Genomic DNA, 16,330 nt, shown 5'->3' with positions numbered 1-16,330 from the left:
GTGAACATCAACAGTCCGCACTAGGGCCGCTCCAGAAGGGCGGCACCTCGGCGTTGCGGACTGGCCGGTTCGCGAGAGCTGCCCTTCCTCGACATCGAGCGGATGATTCCCGCCTCCTCGCAGATCGATATCCACCCGGGCCACCGGCAGTGGCATCCGCAGCCGCTGTGGACGATGAAGCGGACCCTCTCGCCGGGCCCGGCAAGCCTGATGGCTGCTTCCAGCATCGGGTTGCCATCTCGGCGTTCGGCGAGGTCGACGTCGTCCAGCTCATTGTCCTCTATCTCATACCTGTATCTGTCGAAGCCGCTGCGCCTTGCAGAGCGCCCGTCCTCCATCACTGCGCCTTCCTTCCAGTGCTTCGCGACCGCATGCCGGTCCATCCCGCATCTGCGCGCCATCTCCGGGAAGCTGGGGCGCACGCCCATCTCCCTGAGCATATCCATCTCTCCGATCAGGCTGGTCTCCATCCTGGCTGCCTCCGGATCCGTCTCCGCATGTCCGTACGGAGCGGATTCTCGCTGCCCTGGATGGCGAAACTGCATTGGCCTGGATGGTGGAAGCGCACTGCCCCGGCTGGAATACCGCTTTGCCCTGACTGGCAGCTTCTAGATTGCCATTAACATTCGACTGGTCGAGGTCGGCAGCCTCGCCGATCCCCGACGCGGCGGGGACAAGCGCGGTCTCGCCGGACGCAGTCCGCCTCGTCCCCAGGACGCGGGCGCCCGCGCGCCGCACCTCCTCCGCCCCAACAAGGCGAAAGCGCGCGGTATTCCGCGAGCGGGCAGGCCGCCTCGACGCGCCCGCCCCCGATGTGCACGATGTCCGTCACGCACTTGTCGAGACCGAGGTGATACGCGCCGAGAAGAGGACGCCGTGCGCTCCTCATCCGCTACGAGGTCGAGGAACAGGCCGAGCAGCTCGTCGCGCGAGAGCGGGTCGAGGCCGCTCGTGGGCTCGTCGAGCACGATCAGGCGCGCCCCGTGGGAGAGCGCGAGTGCCAGCGCGAACTTGACGTGCTTTCCCTGGCTGAGTTCGCGCACGCGCTTTCCCGTGTCGAGCGAGAAGCGCCGTGCGAGGGCGTCGAAGGCTCGCACGTCCCACGAGTCGAATATCCGGGACGTCACGCCCGCGATCGCGGCGAGCGTTTTGGTCTCGTAATAGAGTGCCCCACCGAGCACGATGCCGGTGAGCCTCCGCATGGCAGCCCAGTCTTCCGCGGCGTCCCGCCCGAACGCCGCGACCCTGCCTCCGTCGGCCCGCGCCGCCCCGGCGACGCATCTGAGCGTCGTGGTCTTCCTGGCGCCGTTGCGCCCCACGAATCCCACGATCCGTCCGGCAGGCACCTCCAGCGACACGTCTCTCAGCTCGAAGGACGGGTAGCGCTTGCGGAGCCCCGTCACCTCAGGAGCGGCGAGCCGCCCCTCCCGTCAGTTCCATCGTAGTATCCTTTTGGTAGAACATGTTATACTTGTTGTACCGAGAGGATAGTATAGGTATAATTGGTAATACAAGTAATACCCATGTGGCAAAAGAAAAAAGGAGCAGAGCCCCTTTGGGAAGACCATCTGGCCCTAGGCCTCCCCCAGCGAGAGCGCCCCACCGAAGAGCTTCCGGAACATCTCCTCGTTGCCCTTCACGGGCTTCAGGGCGATTCCCTGCTCGGAGTCGGAGAGCACGAGCACGGTGTCGCCCGGCTCGATGCCGAAGGTGTCGCGGATGTCCTTGGGGATCACGATCTGGCCCTTCGGCCCGACCTTCGCGGTCAGCGCGGTAAAGCGCCCGTCCTCCTCGCTCGCGCGGTGCTGCATGTTCGCTCCTTCTGGTAGTCAAAGTAATACAAATTATACCATAGGGAAGCTCATTGCCCGATTCGGGCGTGAATGTTCGGGGAATAAAACTGAATACCGAGTTATGGCGCAAGAGCATACGGGGGACATGCCCATGGACGACCCAAAGATTGTGACAAGGCCGGTACGCGTCGACTTTCACATCCACTCGGCGGCGAGCGTGCGCACCCGGGATGCGGGAAACGAGGCGCTCGCCCGCTGCACGCCCGACGGGGTCGAAAAGCTCGTGGAGAAGATGGACGATCCCAAGCTCTCCATCAACATGTGCGCAATCACCGACCATGACTGCTTCGACATCGAGATGTACCGCGCCCTGAAGTCAAAAGAGGGGCATGGATCGCTAGAGAAGGTCCTTCCGGGTGTCGAGTTCACCGTCGCCCTCCCGGACGACATGGACCGTTCGACCCCGATTCACGTAGTCGCGATCTTTGACGATCGAGGCCCAGACGACCTGATCGAGGCCCTGGATAGCCGCATCCCCAAGACGGCAGAGGGCAGGCCGGAATACGACTGCGAGGACAAGAGCGCCTTCTCCTCGCAACGCTTCTCGCAGATTCTCAGCGACATCGGCCTGAGCGCGGTGCTCATCGGACACGAGAAGTCCGTAGGGAGAGAGCAGAGGAACGACGTCAGCAGCCTAGGGGCCGAGCGAGCCGACGAGATTGTGCTCACCGAGTTCGTCGACGCGGTGGAAATCCGCAACAGGCGGAATGAGGTCGACATGCGGAACCTCGTTGAGCGGTACACGAAGCCGGACGTGCCGTTCGTCCTGGGGAGCGACTGCCACGACTGGGACGCCTACCCGCTCCCCTCCGCCAACTTCCACGGGAGGGAGGATGAGGTCGGGTTCTGCTCCCTGAAGTGCCTCCCGACGTTCGAGGGCCTTGTCATGTCCATCACCGACCCGTCGCGCATCAAGGTCGGAAACGCCTCGTTCTTCAATCCCGCCGCGCCGAAGTTGGACAGCCTCGACCTCGTCATCGATGGGGAGCCCCTCTCGATTCCCATGTCTGCTGGGGTCAACGTCATCATCGGGGACAACTCAATTGGCAAGTCGATGATCCTCCACGTCTTGACCGGCCTCTACGGCGAAGGGGATGATGCGCGACGCCTTAAGGAGGGGTACCGCGAATACTGCGAGCGCGAGAAGATCGAGGTGAAAAGTGAGATTGGTTCTTCTCGGCTTTTCCAGTTCGATGACCAGGGCAGTATCCGCAGGGCGCTAGAGGGACTTCACGATGGGACGGAGGGCAGCAGATTTGACGGCTATTTCCAAGAACACGTGAATATCGATGTTGTCAAAGAGGCCCTGAAGAGGCACCTCGCATCATGTGTTGAGGCGCTTGAGACGAAAGTCGAATATAACGACTTTATGAATCGCCTGGAGGAGGCCGTACTTCCGCTCGAGATTCATGAGGTCTCCGATCGCATGGCCGTCGTTGGATTGCTGCGTGCAAAACCGACGAAAGAGGTTGAGAGCCTCAAGAATGCAGCCGAGTCCGTCAGGAACAAGGTTGCCGCCATCGGGGACGATCATCGTACGGTCCTCTCGAAACTCGGAAAAGAAGCGGAAACAGACCTCGAGAATGCCACTGCGGCGCTCGACCATTTGCTCTCTCTTGTCAGGGGGGAGATGACTTCCATCAAGCTCGACAACACAAAGAGAAGGATTCTCCAAAGCGCCGCCAGCGATCTGAAGAAACGACTTCAGCAAGCAAAGACCGACGAGGAGAACTCGAGAGATGCCTACCGAGAACGGATTGACGGTGCGGCTTCCCAGATTGCCGAGGCGGTCGCTCTTCGTATTGGGAGAAAGAATCGGCCGATTGACCCCGTAGACGTTGACGTGAGGCCCGGAAGAACTTCGGTTGGCAACCTCGAGTTCGTGTCCGAGCTTAGTGTCAAGAAAATCAATCGGGACTACTGCATCTCGCTCCTGGGCGACATGTTCAACAAGGGGCCGCTGCCGTCAATCGTCGACGGTATCGAGGGAGAGACGAATCTCACTTCAGAGATGGTCGCAGCCGGCTTCTCCGTGAGCAAGCCCTCTGCAGAAAGATGGGCGGCAGAGATGAAGGACCGACTGGACAGCGCAGTGAATTCGATCTACGAGCGAGGAAAGATAACAAACGAAAAGATTGGCCTCGACAGCGAGCCGTCTGCCGGCCTTTATGGGCGAATCTACTTTGACTTGATGGCTGGAGATGAGAAACAAGGCATTTATCTCGTCGACCAGCCAGAGGATCAGATTTCGCAGACCGCAATCCGCAAAGACGTCATCAGGGCTTTTTCCGAGATGCGGCAAAAGAGGCAGGTCATTATCGTCACGCATAACCCACAGTTCGTTGTGAACCTCGATGCGGACAACGTCATCGCGTTGGGGAGGGATAAGGCTCAGAAGATTACAGTCAGAAGTGGCGCACTTGAATATGAGTGCAAGGATTATTCGATTCTCGGAATCGTCGCCGATACGGTGGAAGGGGGAGCCGATGTCGTTAAAAGACGCCTCAAGCGCTACGGAGCACAAGACGCTTCGCGTCGTTCTCGGCAACGGGAGGATGGCGTTTGAAGGGGTGGAGGGCTTCTCGATTGACTTGACGAGCCCCGAGCTGAAAGTAGGCGACCTGTATAATGCGGTATTCTCAACGGTTAAGACTCCGACGAGCTTTACGGTTTCAGCCTCGCCCGAAGTGGCTAAGGACTCGAAGGCGTCGGAATACTATAAAGATCTTAAAGAGTTGGTAGAATCCGCTTCCAGGAAAATCAATGCGTCCTTTGGATGCCCTCTTGGCGGGGAGGGGTGCGACGGGGAGCCCGTCGCCTAGTCGATTTGAGGACGCGACATTTCGATGTCGCCATGTCAGCATGAAAGGAATTGGCTATGGGTGGCTTTGCTGAGGATAGTCCCGATAGAGGGGATAGACCCGCCTTCTCCTATTACTCCGAGAAGGGGGTGAAAAGCACGGGCGCGTTGGACGAGGCTCCAGAGGGGTTCTATGTATATGAAACCGCAGCGAGAGACCGCCTGTATGACTCCTTTGACTACATTCAGGAGCAGATCGAATCGTCCGCTATCAATCTCGGCGACCTTGTCATCGAAAGGCTGTTTGGAAGCGCATCTGCTTACTATTCAATAGTGGAGGCCTTTCCGATTGGGCTCATTGAAGGGGGGCTCAATCCGGAAGTGCCTTTTGATAGGAATACGTTTGCCGCTTTCGCCAGCCGGTTTTCTTTTGAAGAGGCATATCGGTTGGTCTATCTGCAGGACCTTAGCTATTTGATCGAGAGCCTCGTAGAGACGCACGAAAGGGCGATAAGCTCCCTGAGAATGGCGCTATGCCTACTGACGGAGATTGACCCCATCCGATGTGAATCGGATGGGGTGTATGTCGTTTCATCCACGGACTCCCATGGGATGATGCGAGAAGTAGAATCGTTCGTGATAAGACTGTATTCTTCGCTAGATATTCTCAGCCGCTTGCTGTGTGAGCTGCAGAGCGTCCCCGACAGCTTCGGGTCATTCAGGAAAATATCCTCGGACAAAAAAGCCCTCTATTCTGCTTACAGGAAGAGAAGTCCCTATGCTGACGACAAGGATCTTGTTTTCTGCGCTTTTCCTGAGGCTGCGTATCTGGAAGATCTGAGAAACGAAATCGTCCATAACAGGGCTTTTGAGAGCTCTGCGACGTGTTACGTGCGGCTCGAGGAGGGTGTCGCCAAGGAGCGTTTCTTCCTTTTGCCGGATTCTGACAGCAACGGAAGAATTGCAAAGTGGAAAGGACGTTGCCGCTTTTATTCACAAGAGAAGAAGGGGAATCGCTGCCTTCCACAGCTCTACCGCGAGATAACTGTACGAATAGTTAGGTCGCTCCGCCGCGCCGCTAGAGACCTATCGGACGAAATCGAGAAGAGGCAAGCAGATGGCCGGCTCCAGGAGATTAGTCCTCGGAGAATAGAGGAGATAGAGGAGATTCTTGCCTCGGCGCTCTCCGCTAGCCATTTGACCGGAGAGAAGGCGTAGGAAGGCTGGCAAAAAAATCGATTGAGAGGGATAACGGCCGTCCAGCCAGGATTCATCGACAGGAAATATGCGTCGCCTATCGGCAAAGATGTCATTTTCTGGACGTGAAGAACGGAAGGCTTTCCTTGTACCTTGAGATTAATGAGCTCCAAATGAGGGTCGCTCACCCTGATGTTTGACAGGAAGCCGCGAAAAGTTGACGGCACTGAGTATTAGCCCGTACTGGCACTGCGGTTGTCGCGCCTCGGCACCAGCCGGCCGATAGCAGGTTATTGCCTTTCGGCACCGTCCATATTGCGCTTCGGCACCGCCTGCTGAAACCAGGCGGCGGGCCCCTCCTGCGGCTGATAGCTTCCTCCTGCCATGTCCCAACGAGACGAAGGAGGAATGCATGGCAAGGAAGATCAGGACCAGGCCGATGCTGCAGCAGCTGGCCGCAGGGACATCCCGCAACGCGATAGCGAGATCGCTCGGGGTGTCGAAGCACAGCATCCAGGCTGTCGCCGAGGCGGCAGAGAGGGAGAAGGTCTCCTGGCAGGATGCAGAAGGCATGGAAGAGGGCGAGCCCTGTTCGAGGCTCTTCCCGGAGAAGGCCGATGCAGCCGAATGCGCCTGTCCCGATCCTGACTGGGATGCGATCCACAGGGAGCTCAGGAAGACCGGCGTGACGCTCAGGCTGCTGCACGGCGAGTATGCAGACGCCCTGAAGGCCGAAGGCAAGCCATGGATGTCCTATGACCGGTTCTGCAAGCGATATGCGGAATATGCCGAGCGGCGCAATGTCGTGAGCAGGGTCGGCCACAAGGCGGGAAGGACGCCCGGGGCCGGCCGGGCGGGGCCCACGATGCAGCTCGTGGACCCCATGTCCGGCGAGGTGCCGGAGGCGTGCCTCTTCGTGGCCGCCCTGCCATTCAGCAGATACTCCTATGCCGAGCCGACGCTGGACATGAAGCAGGATACATGGCTGCGATGCCATGTGCATGCCTTCGCCTTCTTCGGGGGATGCACGCCAATCATCGTCCCCGACAACCTGCTCACGGGCGTGAAGAAGCATCCGAAGGAGGGCGAGGTCGTCCCCAGCGAGGCATACCGCGAGCTTGCGGCGCACTATGGGGCAGCCGTCCTCCCTGCCCGCGTGAGGCATCCGCGCGACAAGCCGAGCGCCGAGAACGAGGCATGGTGCGCGACCATGTACGTGATCGGCGCCCTGCGCGGAAGGGCCTTCGCCGACATGGGCGAGCTCAGGGCAGCCGTGGCCGAGTGCGTGGAGAGGCACAATGCAGCCCCCTTCGAGAAGCGCGAGGGATCGAGGCCCGAGAGCTTCATGAAGGAGGAGGCCGATCTCCTTCGCCCGCTGCCCGCAGTCCCATACGAGGTGTGCGAGCGGGTCCGTGGGCGCAAGGTCCAGCAGAACTGCCACGTGAGCTACAGGGGCAACTTCCATTCCGCGCCCTTCCGTGCGGTCGGCTCCACCGGCCGGCCTGAGGGTCACGGACACCGCGCCCGGGATCTGGAAGGGGTCCGAGAGGCTCCCGGCGCACGCGCTCATGCCTCCATGCGCGAGGAACCGCCATTCAACGCATGAGGAGGACATGCCGGACGGGAAGGCCTGGCAGGAATGGGATGCGGACAGGATCCGCAGATGGGCGGACCGCATCGGCCCCGACTGCCGGGCAGTGGCGGAGCGCATATTCCAGTCCTATGCATCCGGGGAGCAGGCATTCAATGCATGCCTCGCAGCGCTGAGGCTCTCGCGCAGGCACGGCAGCGCCCGGCCCGGGAGGGCATGCGGGATGGCGCTCGCATCCGGCAGGAGATCGCCGCGCTGCCGCGACATAGAGCCGATCCTGAAGTCAGGGCAGGATTCGGCAGCTGCGCAGCAGCCGGTGCATGAAGAGGGAGGATGCCTCCGCGGGGAGGCCTGGTACGGAAGGGACGATGCGCGATGAACATCGGACAGGAGACCCGCAGGAAGATGAGGGACATGGGAGCGGACGAGCTGCCCGATGCGCTCCTTGCCCAGGACGATGCGGCGTGCATGGGGATGCCGTCCGGGCAGAGGATCCAGATGGCGGTCGACGAGGTGCATGCAGGATATGTCGCCGACAAGATCCGCAATCTCGTGAAGAGGGCGAACCTCAGGTATCCGCAGGCGGACGTGCGCCGCATCGGCCATGCGGAGGAGCGCGGTCCCGGCCGCGTGCTCATAGGCGAGCTCGCGACCTGCGGCTTCGCCACGAGAGGCCAGGACGTCGTGCTCTTCGGGCCCGCAGGCACCGGAAAGACCTATCTTGCCTGCGCGCTTGCCAAGGAGGCATGCGCCTCGAGGATGCGCACGAACTACATCAGGTGCCCCGACTTCGAGGAGGCCTGGAAGGATGCCCAGGAGCGTCCGGGAGGGGTCGCGAAGGCCGTGAGGAAGTATGGCGCGTTCCAGGTCCTCGTCCTCGACGAATGGCTGCTCAGCAGGCCAGACGACGGCTTCCGGCGCTTCCTGCTCGAGATCTTCGAGCTCCGCTACGACGATAGGTCGACGATCTTCTGCACCCAGTACCGGCAGAAGGACTGGCATGCCCGGCTCGGTGCCGATGTCACGGCCGAGGCGATCATGGACCGCATCGTCCACAAGACCGCATGGGTCGACATGGGAGAGATGAACATGCGTGCTGCCATCGGGACGGCAGCATCTTCCAGCCCCAGATCCTGATGCATTGAGCTGAGGCCTCATGAGGGGACGGTGCTGCACGGCGCCGCCCCGGTGCCGATTCGCGACGCAGCCGGTGCCGAGCCGCAATAATCACCGGTGCCTGCCCGCGCAAATACTCAGGAAGATAGGAAGGTCTGGCGGGTCCGTGGCGAAACCCGAAAAAGTTCCGTGCACGGACCCGAAAGAAATCCATGCTCAAAACCTAAATCCGGGCTTGACTAAACACAAGGGGTGGCAGGACGCAAGGTACTTCCCGAAGCGGAGGATGGACGAGCTCCACGACGAGCCGAGGGCCGCGGGGGCGGAGGAGCCACCGACGCCGGAGGGGCTCAGCGAGTGGCGTCTGGTGGCGAAGAGGGCGATCGACGTCAGCCTCGAGCTTGCGGACGAGATGGAGGCGGCGTAGGATAGGCGCAGATTGACGATTCAAGGTGATGGCCGAGAACCTACGGAGAGGCCTTTACACCAACTTTTCCGACACTACCCTGGAGTCTGACGTGATGCCAAATGTACGAGCCCTATTCTAGGCAGTCATTGCCAGAGGAAAGCTACAGAGCTCTGCTGGGCAGTGCCATATGTGTTTTCAACTCGAACTTTGCATTCATAGTTGAGAATATGCTTCGGGACGACCCCAAGTCTTTTGATTGGGGAGAACTGATTACTCTTGAGGGCGGAAAGTTGCAGAAACGCATAAAGCAGACCAGTCTCTCCGAGCGTGATGACATATGCTCCCTTTTTAAAACAATATGCTTAGAGCGAAACCGAATTGTTCATAGCTTTCAGATTACGAATGCAAAAGGGGAGCAGGTTTTGGCTACCAGAGATAAGAATGGCATTCAGTTTGAGATTACGGAAGAGTATCTGCTGAGCTTCATCGCCGAAAATGATCGGCTATCTAGTCTCCTCCATGCATATCGAGGTTGGTAGTCAGGCAAATAGCCATTTGCCAACGCATCGGCGCTACCTACCACAAGCTGTTCCTATCCGAACATGGAAAGGAGCAGTAGCGGAAGGCTTGTTGAAATCGGTGCCTATGTACGCATCTCATAACGTGGAGTGCGAGCTTCCCCCCACCGCATTCTATCCCGCTGGGTGCGTATTCCATCTTGGGAATCCTACACTTAAAGAGATTGACGGGTTGACGAGAGGGATGCTGTATGCTCCAGGGCACAGTGCGTAACTATATTGAGGGACAACACAGGGGGCTAAACCGGTACTTTGAGGATGACCTTGAGTACAAGGAGCTCTACCGTGGCGTAAATAACCAGACGTTGCAGATAATCCTATCCACAGCTCAGAAGCACCTAGTTGAATTGTTTGAGAAAATGAACTCGAGACTTCCGACTCAAGACGACAGCGCGCACTACTGGGCAGAGGAAAGCAGACAGCTAAAATATCTCGTGAACATGCTTACCGGTCTAGAAAAAGGTCTCAGTGATACGCCATATGCGATCAGGATAGACAGCAACTATCAGAAGGTGTTCAAATGGCTGAGCGGGTTCCTCGAGGATTCTGGTGGAAGCGAGATTCCGCCACATTCCGCATCCATTAACATCTTGTATGTGGATCCGATTGCAACGCCGGCAGACAAGCTCTCCATAAAGGGGCTACCCACAGATACCGGTCAACTGTCACTTACGATGAGAGGCGAGGGCGGCTACGCGACGGTCTTCAGTTTCACAGATCCGGTGACCGGAAAACTGGTAGCCCTCAAGAGAGCGAAGAAGGATTTGGATGAGAAGGAGCTCCTGCGGTTCAAGCAGGAGTATGAAACGTTGAAGAGGCTTGACTCCCCATACGTGCTCGAGGCCTACAAGTTTTACGAGTGTCCGTATCAGTACACTATGGAGTACGCGGGGCAAACCCTGAAGGAGTACCTCCGCTACAACAACCAGAAGATGCCGGCCGCCGATCGCGTTGGGATAGCCCGCCAGATTCTCCGAGGCTTCAAGTACATTCACTCCAAGGGCCTCTTGCATCGCGATATAAGCTTGAATAACGTGCTCATCCAGCGGCACGAGGACACGCTGGTTGTCAAAATATCAGACTTTGGGCTCGTCAAGTGGCCTGATAGTACGTTGACGTCGCGAGACTCGGAAGTAAACGGCACCTGGCTCGATCCGCTGCTCGACCGTAAGACCTTCGGGGAGTATGACATGACCAACGAGGTCTATGCCCTTACAAGGTTGATCTATTCCGTGATGACAGGCAAGGAGAAGCCCGCGAGAATAGACGATCCGGCTCTTGCCGAATTCACATTGAAGGGGATAGATGTTGAACATCCTGAACACCGCTATAGGGATGACAGGGAAATCCGCGAGGCATTCGAGCGAATGGTTAGCAAGGTCGCCCCACTTCAATTCTGACGATAGATGGCCTGCCCCTTTCTCTCCGTGCTTGCATTTTGGGCTCTTCGCTGCCTAGAAGGAGCAGGCATGCGCTACCCACTGGAGACAGCGAAGAGCCTGATGGGCTTCGGGTGGGTAGCGCATGCCTGCGATGATGTGGCTGGCTCCTCCGATCGATAGGATACTGTCCTGAGAAGGAATGCCGGATGCCTATCGGGAGGAGGCGATGGAAGCCCGGGCTAGGATGTTGGTGGGGCTCTTCGAGAGGTCGAAGGACCTCGGGGTGCGGAGCGGAAGATCTCCGATGTCTGGTTCGAGGAGAAGGGGGATGCCTCCAGCTAGCTTCATATCCTGTGTTCTGCCAAGCATAAGTGCGTCAGTTCAATGCTAAACTAGCTGCAATTCCAATCTACAGGGAGCTCCAGCTGCTGGCGCATTATTTGGTCTCTTAGATCGTTGAATAGGTTGCGGCTGATTTCTGATGGATGAATTTGCTGAACTGCCTCCTGTGCATGCATCCCGCGCAAAGCATAAATGTCCGAGTTCTTCAGGAAGAAGATGAGGATCTTTGCCATCGAATCGCTTTCAAGCTCTAGCTGCGTTAGATCGACTCTCGGAAATCTGAGTTCCTCGCATTCGTCATCATAGTGTTCGATCAGCATCTCGAAGGCGCTGTTCTTGAGAGCAGATTCTGATTCGAGCCATGAAACAATGACATTTGCACATGCTCGAAACTGTGGCTGCTCTGCAAAACAAGGAAGAAGGGCACGGAGCCATTCATCAAGTTCAGTTTGCTGTGCCGCGTCCGAAAGAGCCTCGATCCACGTGGTGAGGTCTCGCAGACAGGCAGCTGCAGCTTGTGGAGAGAGATGCGCGCAGATCGTGACGATCCTTTTGCGTTCTGGAATGCTTTCCCGGCGAATGGCTCCGATGGTGAGCAAGCGAATGAGCCGCATTGTGCATGGTTCGCTATGATGTTCGACCCAATCAATGAGGCTGTCTTTGATGTAGCTCCAGAGACCAGACGTCAATCCCCTGGTATACGATATGCCATCCCATGCGGCAGCGGAGTTGCAATGGCTTTCAGACAGCACTTCTCGATAAGTCGTTGCAATCTTCGGAGAGACGTTGAGCCATCTATCCAGGGCGGAACCAATGCAGCGGCAGATGCACTGGCCAAAGCAGCTATCTTCCTCGATGGCGCCCCTGACCTTCTCGATGAAGTCGGAAGTCCTCTCCTGGAGCTGTAGAAGATTCGACTGATACAGGAAAGCTTCAGAAACTATCGAGTAGAGCTTCATTGTAACGTAGGCTGGTACAAGCGGGGAGCGCATCAGCCAATCATGAAAACCATAGCCCTTCTTGATCAAATTGCATTCGTCACGAAGCCAGTTCCAATGATCGGTGCATGCGTCGAGTAGCTTGAGGTAGCGATCTACCGGAACGTCGTGATTTACGGCATCGTCAGAAAACGTCAGCCTGAGGGAGTTCAGCGCTTGCAGGAACAGCTCTCTATCGTCAGAGATCAGAAGGACTAGATCCAGGGCACGTGCCGTGGAATTGCCGTCAAGCTTGTCCCAGCGGATGGAACCGATTAGGGTCTTGATCAGCACTGGCGGTACATCTGTCCTCGCAGCCAGATCTTCGATGATGGCAAGCCCCTGAATCGGATAGTGCTGCATGGCCCTACGGAATTTATCGAGTTGATGGCTGATAGCAGATTCGCTGCCGGTCGCTTTTACCTCTGAATACTCGTGGATAATGTTTTCTGCAGTGAAGGCTGATTCCGGCAAATCGGGTTGAAGCTCGCTGCTCGTCTCCACAATCGTATATGTGAGGAGGTCTGGGTGTTCTCGGGGCTTGAAGCCAGGATGCACTGCCAAGACTTCCTGTATTCTCATCTGCAGCAGCTGGTCCCCTGGAGCTGCTTGCTCGAGCCAAGAGAATATATTGAAACGCCCATAGGCGTCATCCCCGTCAGCCAGGTCTGGATATACCTTCAGCACGTAGCTGATGAGTGCAGATCGGTGTTCTGCATCGGCTCGGGGGTAGACGCTGTAAAGCAGGCTGAATGCCTCATGGCGAAGAGCGATCTTGTCGAGGAGCTTTCGAGATACAACAGTATTGATTGCATCGTTTGGGCTGGGATTGTGCCTGAGCAGAAGGAATATGCCTATGCGTTGTGCCATCTCGGAGCGCGAGCCGAGACAGAGCTGAATGGCTTTGTCTGCATCCTCCGTACCGATGGCGTTCAGTCCAATGTCGCGGGCAATGTCGATCAAATAGTCGGGAATGGAACCTTCTTCTGTTGAATTCTGCTTATGCTCCTCTATCGCAGCTCTGTCAAGGCTGAGAAGGTCGATTGGATGATCAATGGTCCCATAGGCACTTAATAAGTCATGAAAACCCTCAAGCAGATTGACGAATATGGGCAGCCCCTGCATTGGCGTGGGGCGGAGCAGCCTGATTACCGAGTCCTCATATTCGGCCAGTTCCGGAATGAATCTGTCATAGGTGAACGCAAGCTCCAGCGGTCCTGGCTTCTTGTCCAAAGTATTCATGTGCACACTTGGACGTGCTTCGAAAAGCTTGCGGATATAGGCGACGCCGATCCGTGGCGAGGTACATCTTTCCAGAATCTTGGTGATACAGTAGCCTGCTCCAAGGTTTTGAGGCCCAAGAAGCCCAAGCTGGAGTGCCCATATGCCTAGGCTATTCTCATACACCCTGCCATCCAGTCCATCGGGTGGATTGCTGAGGGCGCCCAATACTTGTGCCATGAAGGAGCTAGAGAAGCGCTTGCTCTGCTCTGTTGATAGCTGGAGCAGAGATAGGGGTTCTGTCAGGGCGAACGATTCGGCAGTCCATTTTGCAAGCACAGAGTCTTGCTCTGTTGGCGAGTCTGCAAACAGGAAGCTGTCAATGCCCTGCTTGACGAGTGCCTCAACTGCTTCAAAGCCAGATGCGCCTTCTGCGTATGCCTTGGCGATGACTCTTTGAGCATCCTCAGAAGGGTCGTTGAGGAAGCGAACGACATCTTTCCATTCCGCTAGGGAGCTCTGATCTGGCTGCGAGGCTACTGCTTTGACAGTATTCATCTTGTCGTAGAGCCTGTATGAAATCCGTCTAGAGAGACACGAAAAGATTTCCGGGAGTTCGTCGAACTCATGGAACGGTATTGGCGTCATTCTCAAGGATTTGATTTCTTCAGTGCCTTCATTGTCCTTCGCCAGAACAAAGAGATGATTCTTCGAAGTGGGAGGGATAGATCTTGCAAGGTAGCGTACAAGGATATCGTTCAGGCTATAGCCTACGAACAGAACGGTGTAGGTACTGAAGAGATCGACCAGGAAACGTGCCGCTCGGGCCTTGGTAATATAGGCTTTTCCGAAGTCAGTTTCGGTCAGTATCATCTCGTGAGGCCGGCAGATTGCTCCATGCAGGTGCACAAGGCCGGCAAACTGGTCCCCGTCGGGTAGGGCAGGGCTGTAGTAGATGCTGTGGTCTTCTTCAAGCGCAAGGCCTAGCTCTCCTGCTGCAGATTCGAACTTCTCATCAAAATTCGTCGTTACGATGCGTATGGGATGCCCATCGAAGCATTTAAGGATGTTCCGATGAAGGTCTGAGGGGCGGTTCCTGTTCATGAGGTCCGCGCATTCGTCATAGACCTTGCTGCCGTATACACCCACAAGCTTTTCCAGCCTGGCTTCGCAAGTCCGGTCTTCATCAGCCGCAACCTGATTTGTCACATCAATGCTATTGAAGAGAGTGTTGGTGAGCTCTTCAAAGCTGCCCAGACTCTCCGGCGGCTGCATTGATACGCCTGCTCCCGCAAAGATTGCCAAGCTGTCGTTTGTTGCCGCCTCGATGATCTCTTCGGGCATTTCCACGCCTGCAATAGAAAGACAGTCACTCTTGCTGGACATATGCTGTTCTCCCGAAATGGATGAGCCGAGAAGTGTCTGGTACAAGGATAGCGGGCCTGGTCTTGGTATGCCGCAACGTACGGATAGTTCTTATTGCGGCAAGCCAAAGTGGAGCGATGTGTGCCGGATATCCGAGAACGATCAATTGCGGATGTGCCTCAGATTATCGGGCCCGCGCTTTCGAGGAAGGTATGCCCATCTCATCGCGGTATTTCGCTACGGCTCTTCTTGAAATGCTGATGCCCTGGTCCTGAAGCTTGCGGAGAATCATCTGGTCCGAGAGCGGAGAATTTCGATCTTCGTGCTCGATGATGGTGGATATCCGATGCTGGATGCTCTTGGCTGATAGGTCCTTGCGCTCTTCGGACCTACCTTCTGTCTCTTTTGTTATGGAACCTGTGAAGCAGTCGCGCATGCGGACGAGGCCGCAAGGCGCCTGCATCCATTTGCCCTGCACGGCACGGCTTATGGTAGAGGGCGAGAGGCCAAGCTCGCCTGCGGCCTGGACCATGGTCAGCGGCTTCAGATGGGACATTCCATAGAGGAGTGCCTCATGCTGTGTCGTGACGACGATGCGGACGATCTGCTCCATGGTGCTCTCGCGGAACGAGACCATGCCCATGAGAGCTTGGGCATCGGCTTTCTTTTCGGCGAGGTAGCGTTGTGATGCTGCATCTGGAGCATGGCCGACAAGACCGAGATATGCATCATTCCACCTGAGCCCCGTTCTTCTCACCTGGAAAGCAAGGCCCTGGCCGTCTCCCTGCACCACATAGGCTTCCGGCTCGATGATTTCAGGCTCGGCAGAGGTTCGGTAGCCTCTGGATGGAATGGGCGACAGACTGCGTATGAGAGATACGTCCTTCTGCACCTCTGCAGCCGTCATGCCGAGTGCCTGCGCAATCTTGCGGCATTCTCCCCGTGCAATCTCTTCGAGATGATGGTCGACCATTGCAAGGAGGGAAGGTGTGGCAGATTCCGTGCGCTCCAGCTGGAGGCGAAGGCATTCTCCAAGAGAGCGGGCACCGACGCCGGCGGGGCTCAGCGACTGGAGTATTGGAAGCGCCCTTTCCTCTTCTGCAGAAAGAGCGCTGTCGGGGCTGAGGTAGCCACGTTCATCGAGTTGCGATATGAGGCTTCTGCAGCCCCGCTCCTCCCCGGTAGACAGATCGAGTTCACGTACCTGCTGAAGGAGATGATCGCTGAAGGTCGTTTCCTGGATGTAGATGTCTTCGTTGAGCTCGGTATGGTAGACGCTTTCGGAGAAGTCCGGAAATGCCGTGCCTTGAGGTTCGCTGATGGGGGTATCGGGCAGCTCGAGCAGCGGGTTCTCCTCTGCCTGGCCTTCGATATAGGAAGAGAGCTCGGCCCAGGGCAGATTCAGGAGCTTCAAGGATAGCCTGGTCTGCGCAGACAAAACATGGCGCGGCGCCTGCTGCTGTACTGCTTTTGGTGCCTGTTTCGCTGCGAGCTCCATC

12 protein-coding genes are annotated in these 16,330 nt (G+C 57.2%); 7 read left to right on the top strand and 5 right to left on the bottom strand.

Annotated features, from left to right (window positions below; translation table 11 throughout):
- Positions 1-20: 20 nt before the first annotated feature.
- The 3 genes from ABVS03_RS05520 to ABVS03_RS05510 all read right to left on the bottom strand — a co-directional run bounded on the left by ABVS03_RS05520 (position 21) and on the right by ABVS03_RS05510 (position 1,811).
- Positions 21-470 (bottom strand): hypothetical protein, encoded by a 450-nt coding sequence (locus ABVS03_RS05520; protein WP_368018355.1) that lies wholly within the window; start codon positions 468-470, stop codon positions 21-23.
- Positions 471-608: 138 nt separating this feature from the next.
- On the bottom strand, positions 609-1,358 hold the full coding sequence (locus ABVS03_RS05515; RefSeq protein WP_368018354.1) for an ATP-binding cassette domain-containing protein: 750 nt from the start codon (positions 1,356-1,358) through the stop codon (positions 609-611).
- A 216-nt stretch (positions 1,359-1,574) separates the two neighbouring features.
- On the bottom strand, positions 1,575-1,811 hold the full coding sequence (locus ABVS03_RS05510) for an AbrB/MazE/SpoVT family DNA-binding domain-containing protein (RefSeq protein WP_368018353.1): 237 nt from the start codon (positions 1,809-1,811) through the stop codon (positions 1,575-1,577).
- A 133-nt stretch (positions 1,812-1,944) separates the two neighbouring features.
- Here ABVS03_RS05510 and ABVS03_RS05505 point away from each other — a divergent pair, with 133 nt between their 5' ends.
- The 7 genes from ABVS03_RS05505 to ABVS03_RS05475 all read left to right on the top strand — a co-directional run bounded on the left by ABVS03_RS05505 (position 1,945) and on the right by ABVS03_RS05475 (position 10,944).
- Positions 1,945-4,419, top strand: coding sequence for a hypothetical protein (locus ABVS03_RS05505; RefSeq protein WP_368018352.1), 2,475 nt, complete (start codon positions 1,945-1,947; stop codon positions 4,417-4,419).
- Positions 4,409-4,675: a hypothetical protein gene (locus ABVS03_RS05500; RefSeq protein WP_368018351.1), complete on the top strand. Its 267-nt coding sequence runs from the start codon at positions 4,409-4,411 to the stop codon at positions 4,673-4,675. Before ABVS03_RS05505 ends, ABVS03_RS05500 begins: the two co-directional genes overlap by 11 nt.
- A 56-nt stretch (positions 4,676-4,731) precedes the next feature.
- Positions 4,732-5,871 carry a hypothetical protein gene (locus ABVS03_RS05495; RefSeq protein ID WP_368018350.1) on the top strand — a complete coding sequence of 380 codons (1,140 nt, stop codon included), beginning with the start codon at positions 4,732-4,734 and terminating at the stop codon, positions 5,869-5,871.
- A gap of 391 nt (positions 5,872-6,262) precedes the next feature.
- Entirely contained in the window at positions 6,263-7,456 is a 1,194-nt protein-coding gene (gene istA, locus ABVS03_RS05490) for an IS21 family transposase (protein WP_368018349.1), read from the top strand.
- Positions 7,457-7,816: 360 nt separating this feature from the next.
- Positions 7,817-8,578, top strand: coding sequence for an ATP-binding protein (locus ABVS03_RS05485; protein WP_368018348.1), 762 nt, complete (start codon positions 7,817-7,819; stop codon positions 8,576-8,578).
- A 265-nt stretch (positions 8,579-8,843) separates the two neighbouring features.
- Positions 8,844-8,984, top strand: coding sequence for a hypothetical protein (locus tag ABVS03_RS05480; protein WP_368018347.1), 141 nt, complete (start codon positions 8,844-8,846; stop codon positions 8,982-8,984).
- A gap of 751 nt (positions 8,985-9,735) precedes the next feature.
- The gene (locus ABVS03_RS05475; RefSeq protein WP_368018346.1) at positions 9,736-10,944 is read left to right on the top strand and encodes a serine/threonine protein kinase; all 1,209 of its coding nucleotides are present in this window, start codon (positions 9,736-9,738) and stop codon (positions 10,942-10,944) included.
- Positions 10,945-11,318: 374 nt separating this feature from the next.
- On the opposite strand, the gene ABVS03_RS05470 is transcribed toward ABVS03_RS05475, so the two are convergent.
- Both ABVS03_RS05470 and rpoN read right to left on the bottom strand, forming a co-directional pair.
- The gene (locus ABVS03_RS05470) at positions 11,319-14,852 is read right to left on the bottom strand and encodes an SIR2 family protein (protein WP_368018345.1); all 3,534 of its coding nucleotides are present in this window, start codon (positions 14,850-14,852) and stop codon (positions 11,319-11,321) included.
- A gap of 163 nt (positions 14,853-15,015) precedes the next feature.
- Complete coding sequence (rpoN, locus tag ABVS03_RS05465; RefSeq protein WP_368018344.1) at positions 15,016-16,329, bottom strand: RNA polymerase factor sigma-54; 1,314 nt, start codon at positions 16,327-16,329, stop codon at positions 15,016-15,018.
- Position 16,330 lies beyond the last annotated feature (1 nt).

Source organism: Olsenella sp. AGMB03486 (assembly GCF_040884255.1).
GTDB lineage: Bacteria > Actinomycetota > Coriobacteriia > Coriobacteriales > Atopobiaceae > Olsenella_L > Olsenella_L kribbiana.
This window is presented reverse-complemented; position numbering and strand designations above follow the sequence as displayed.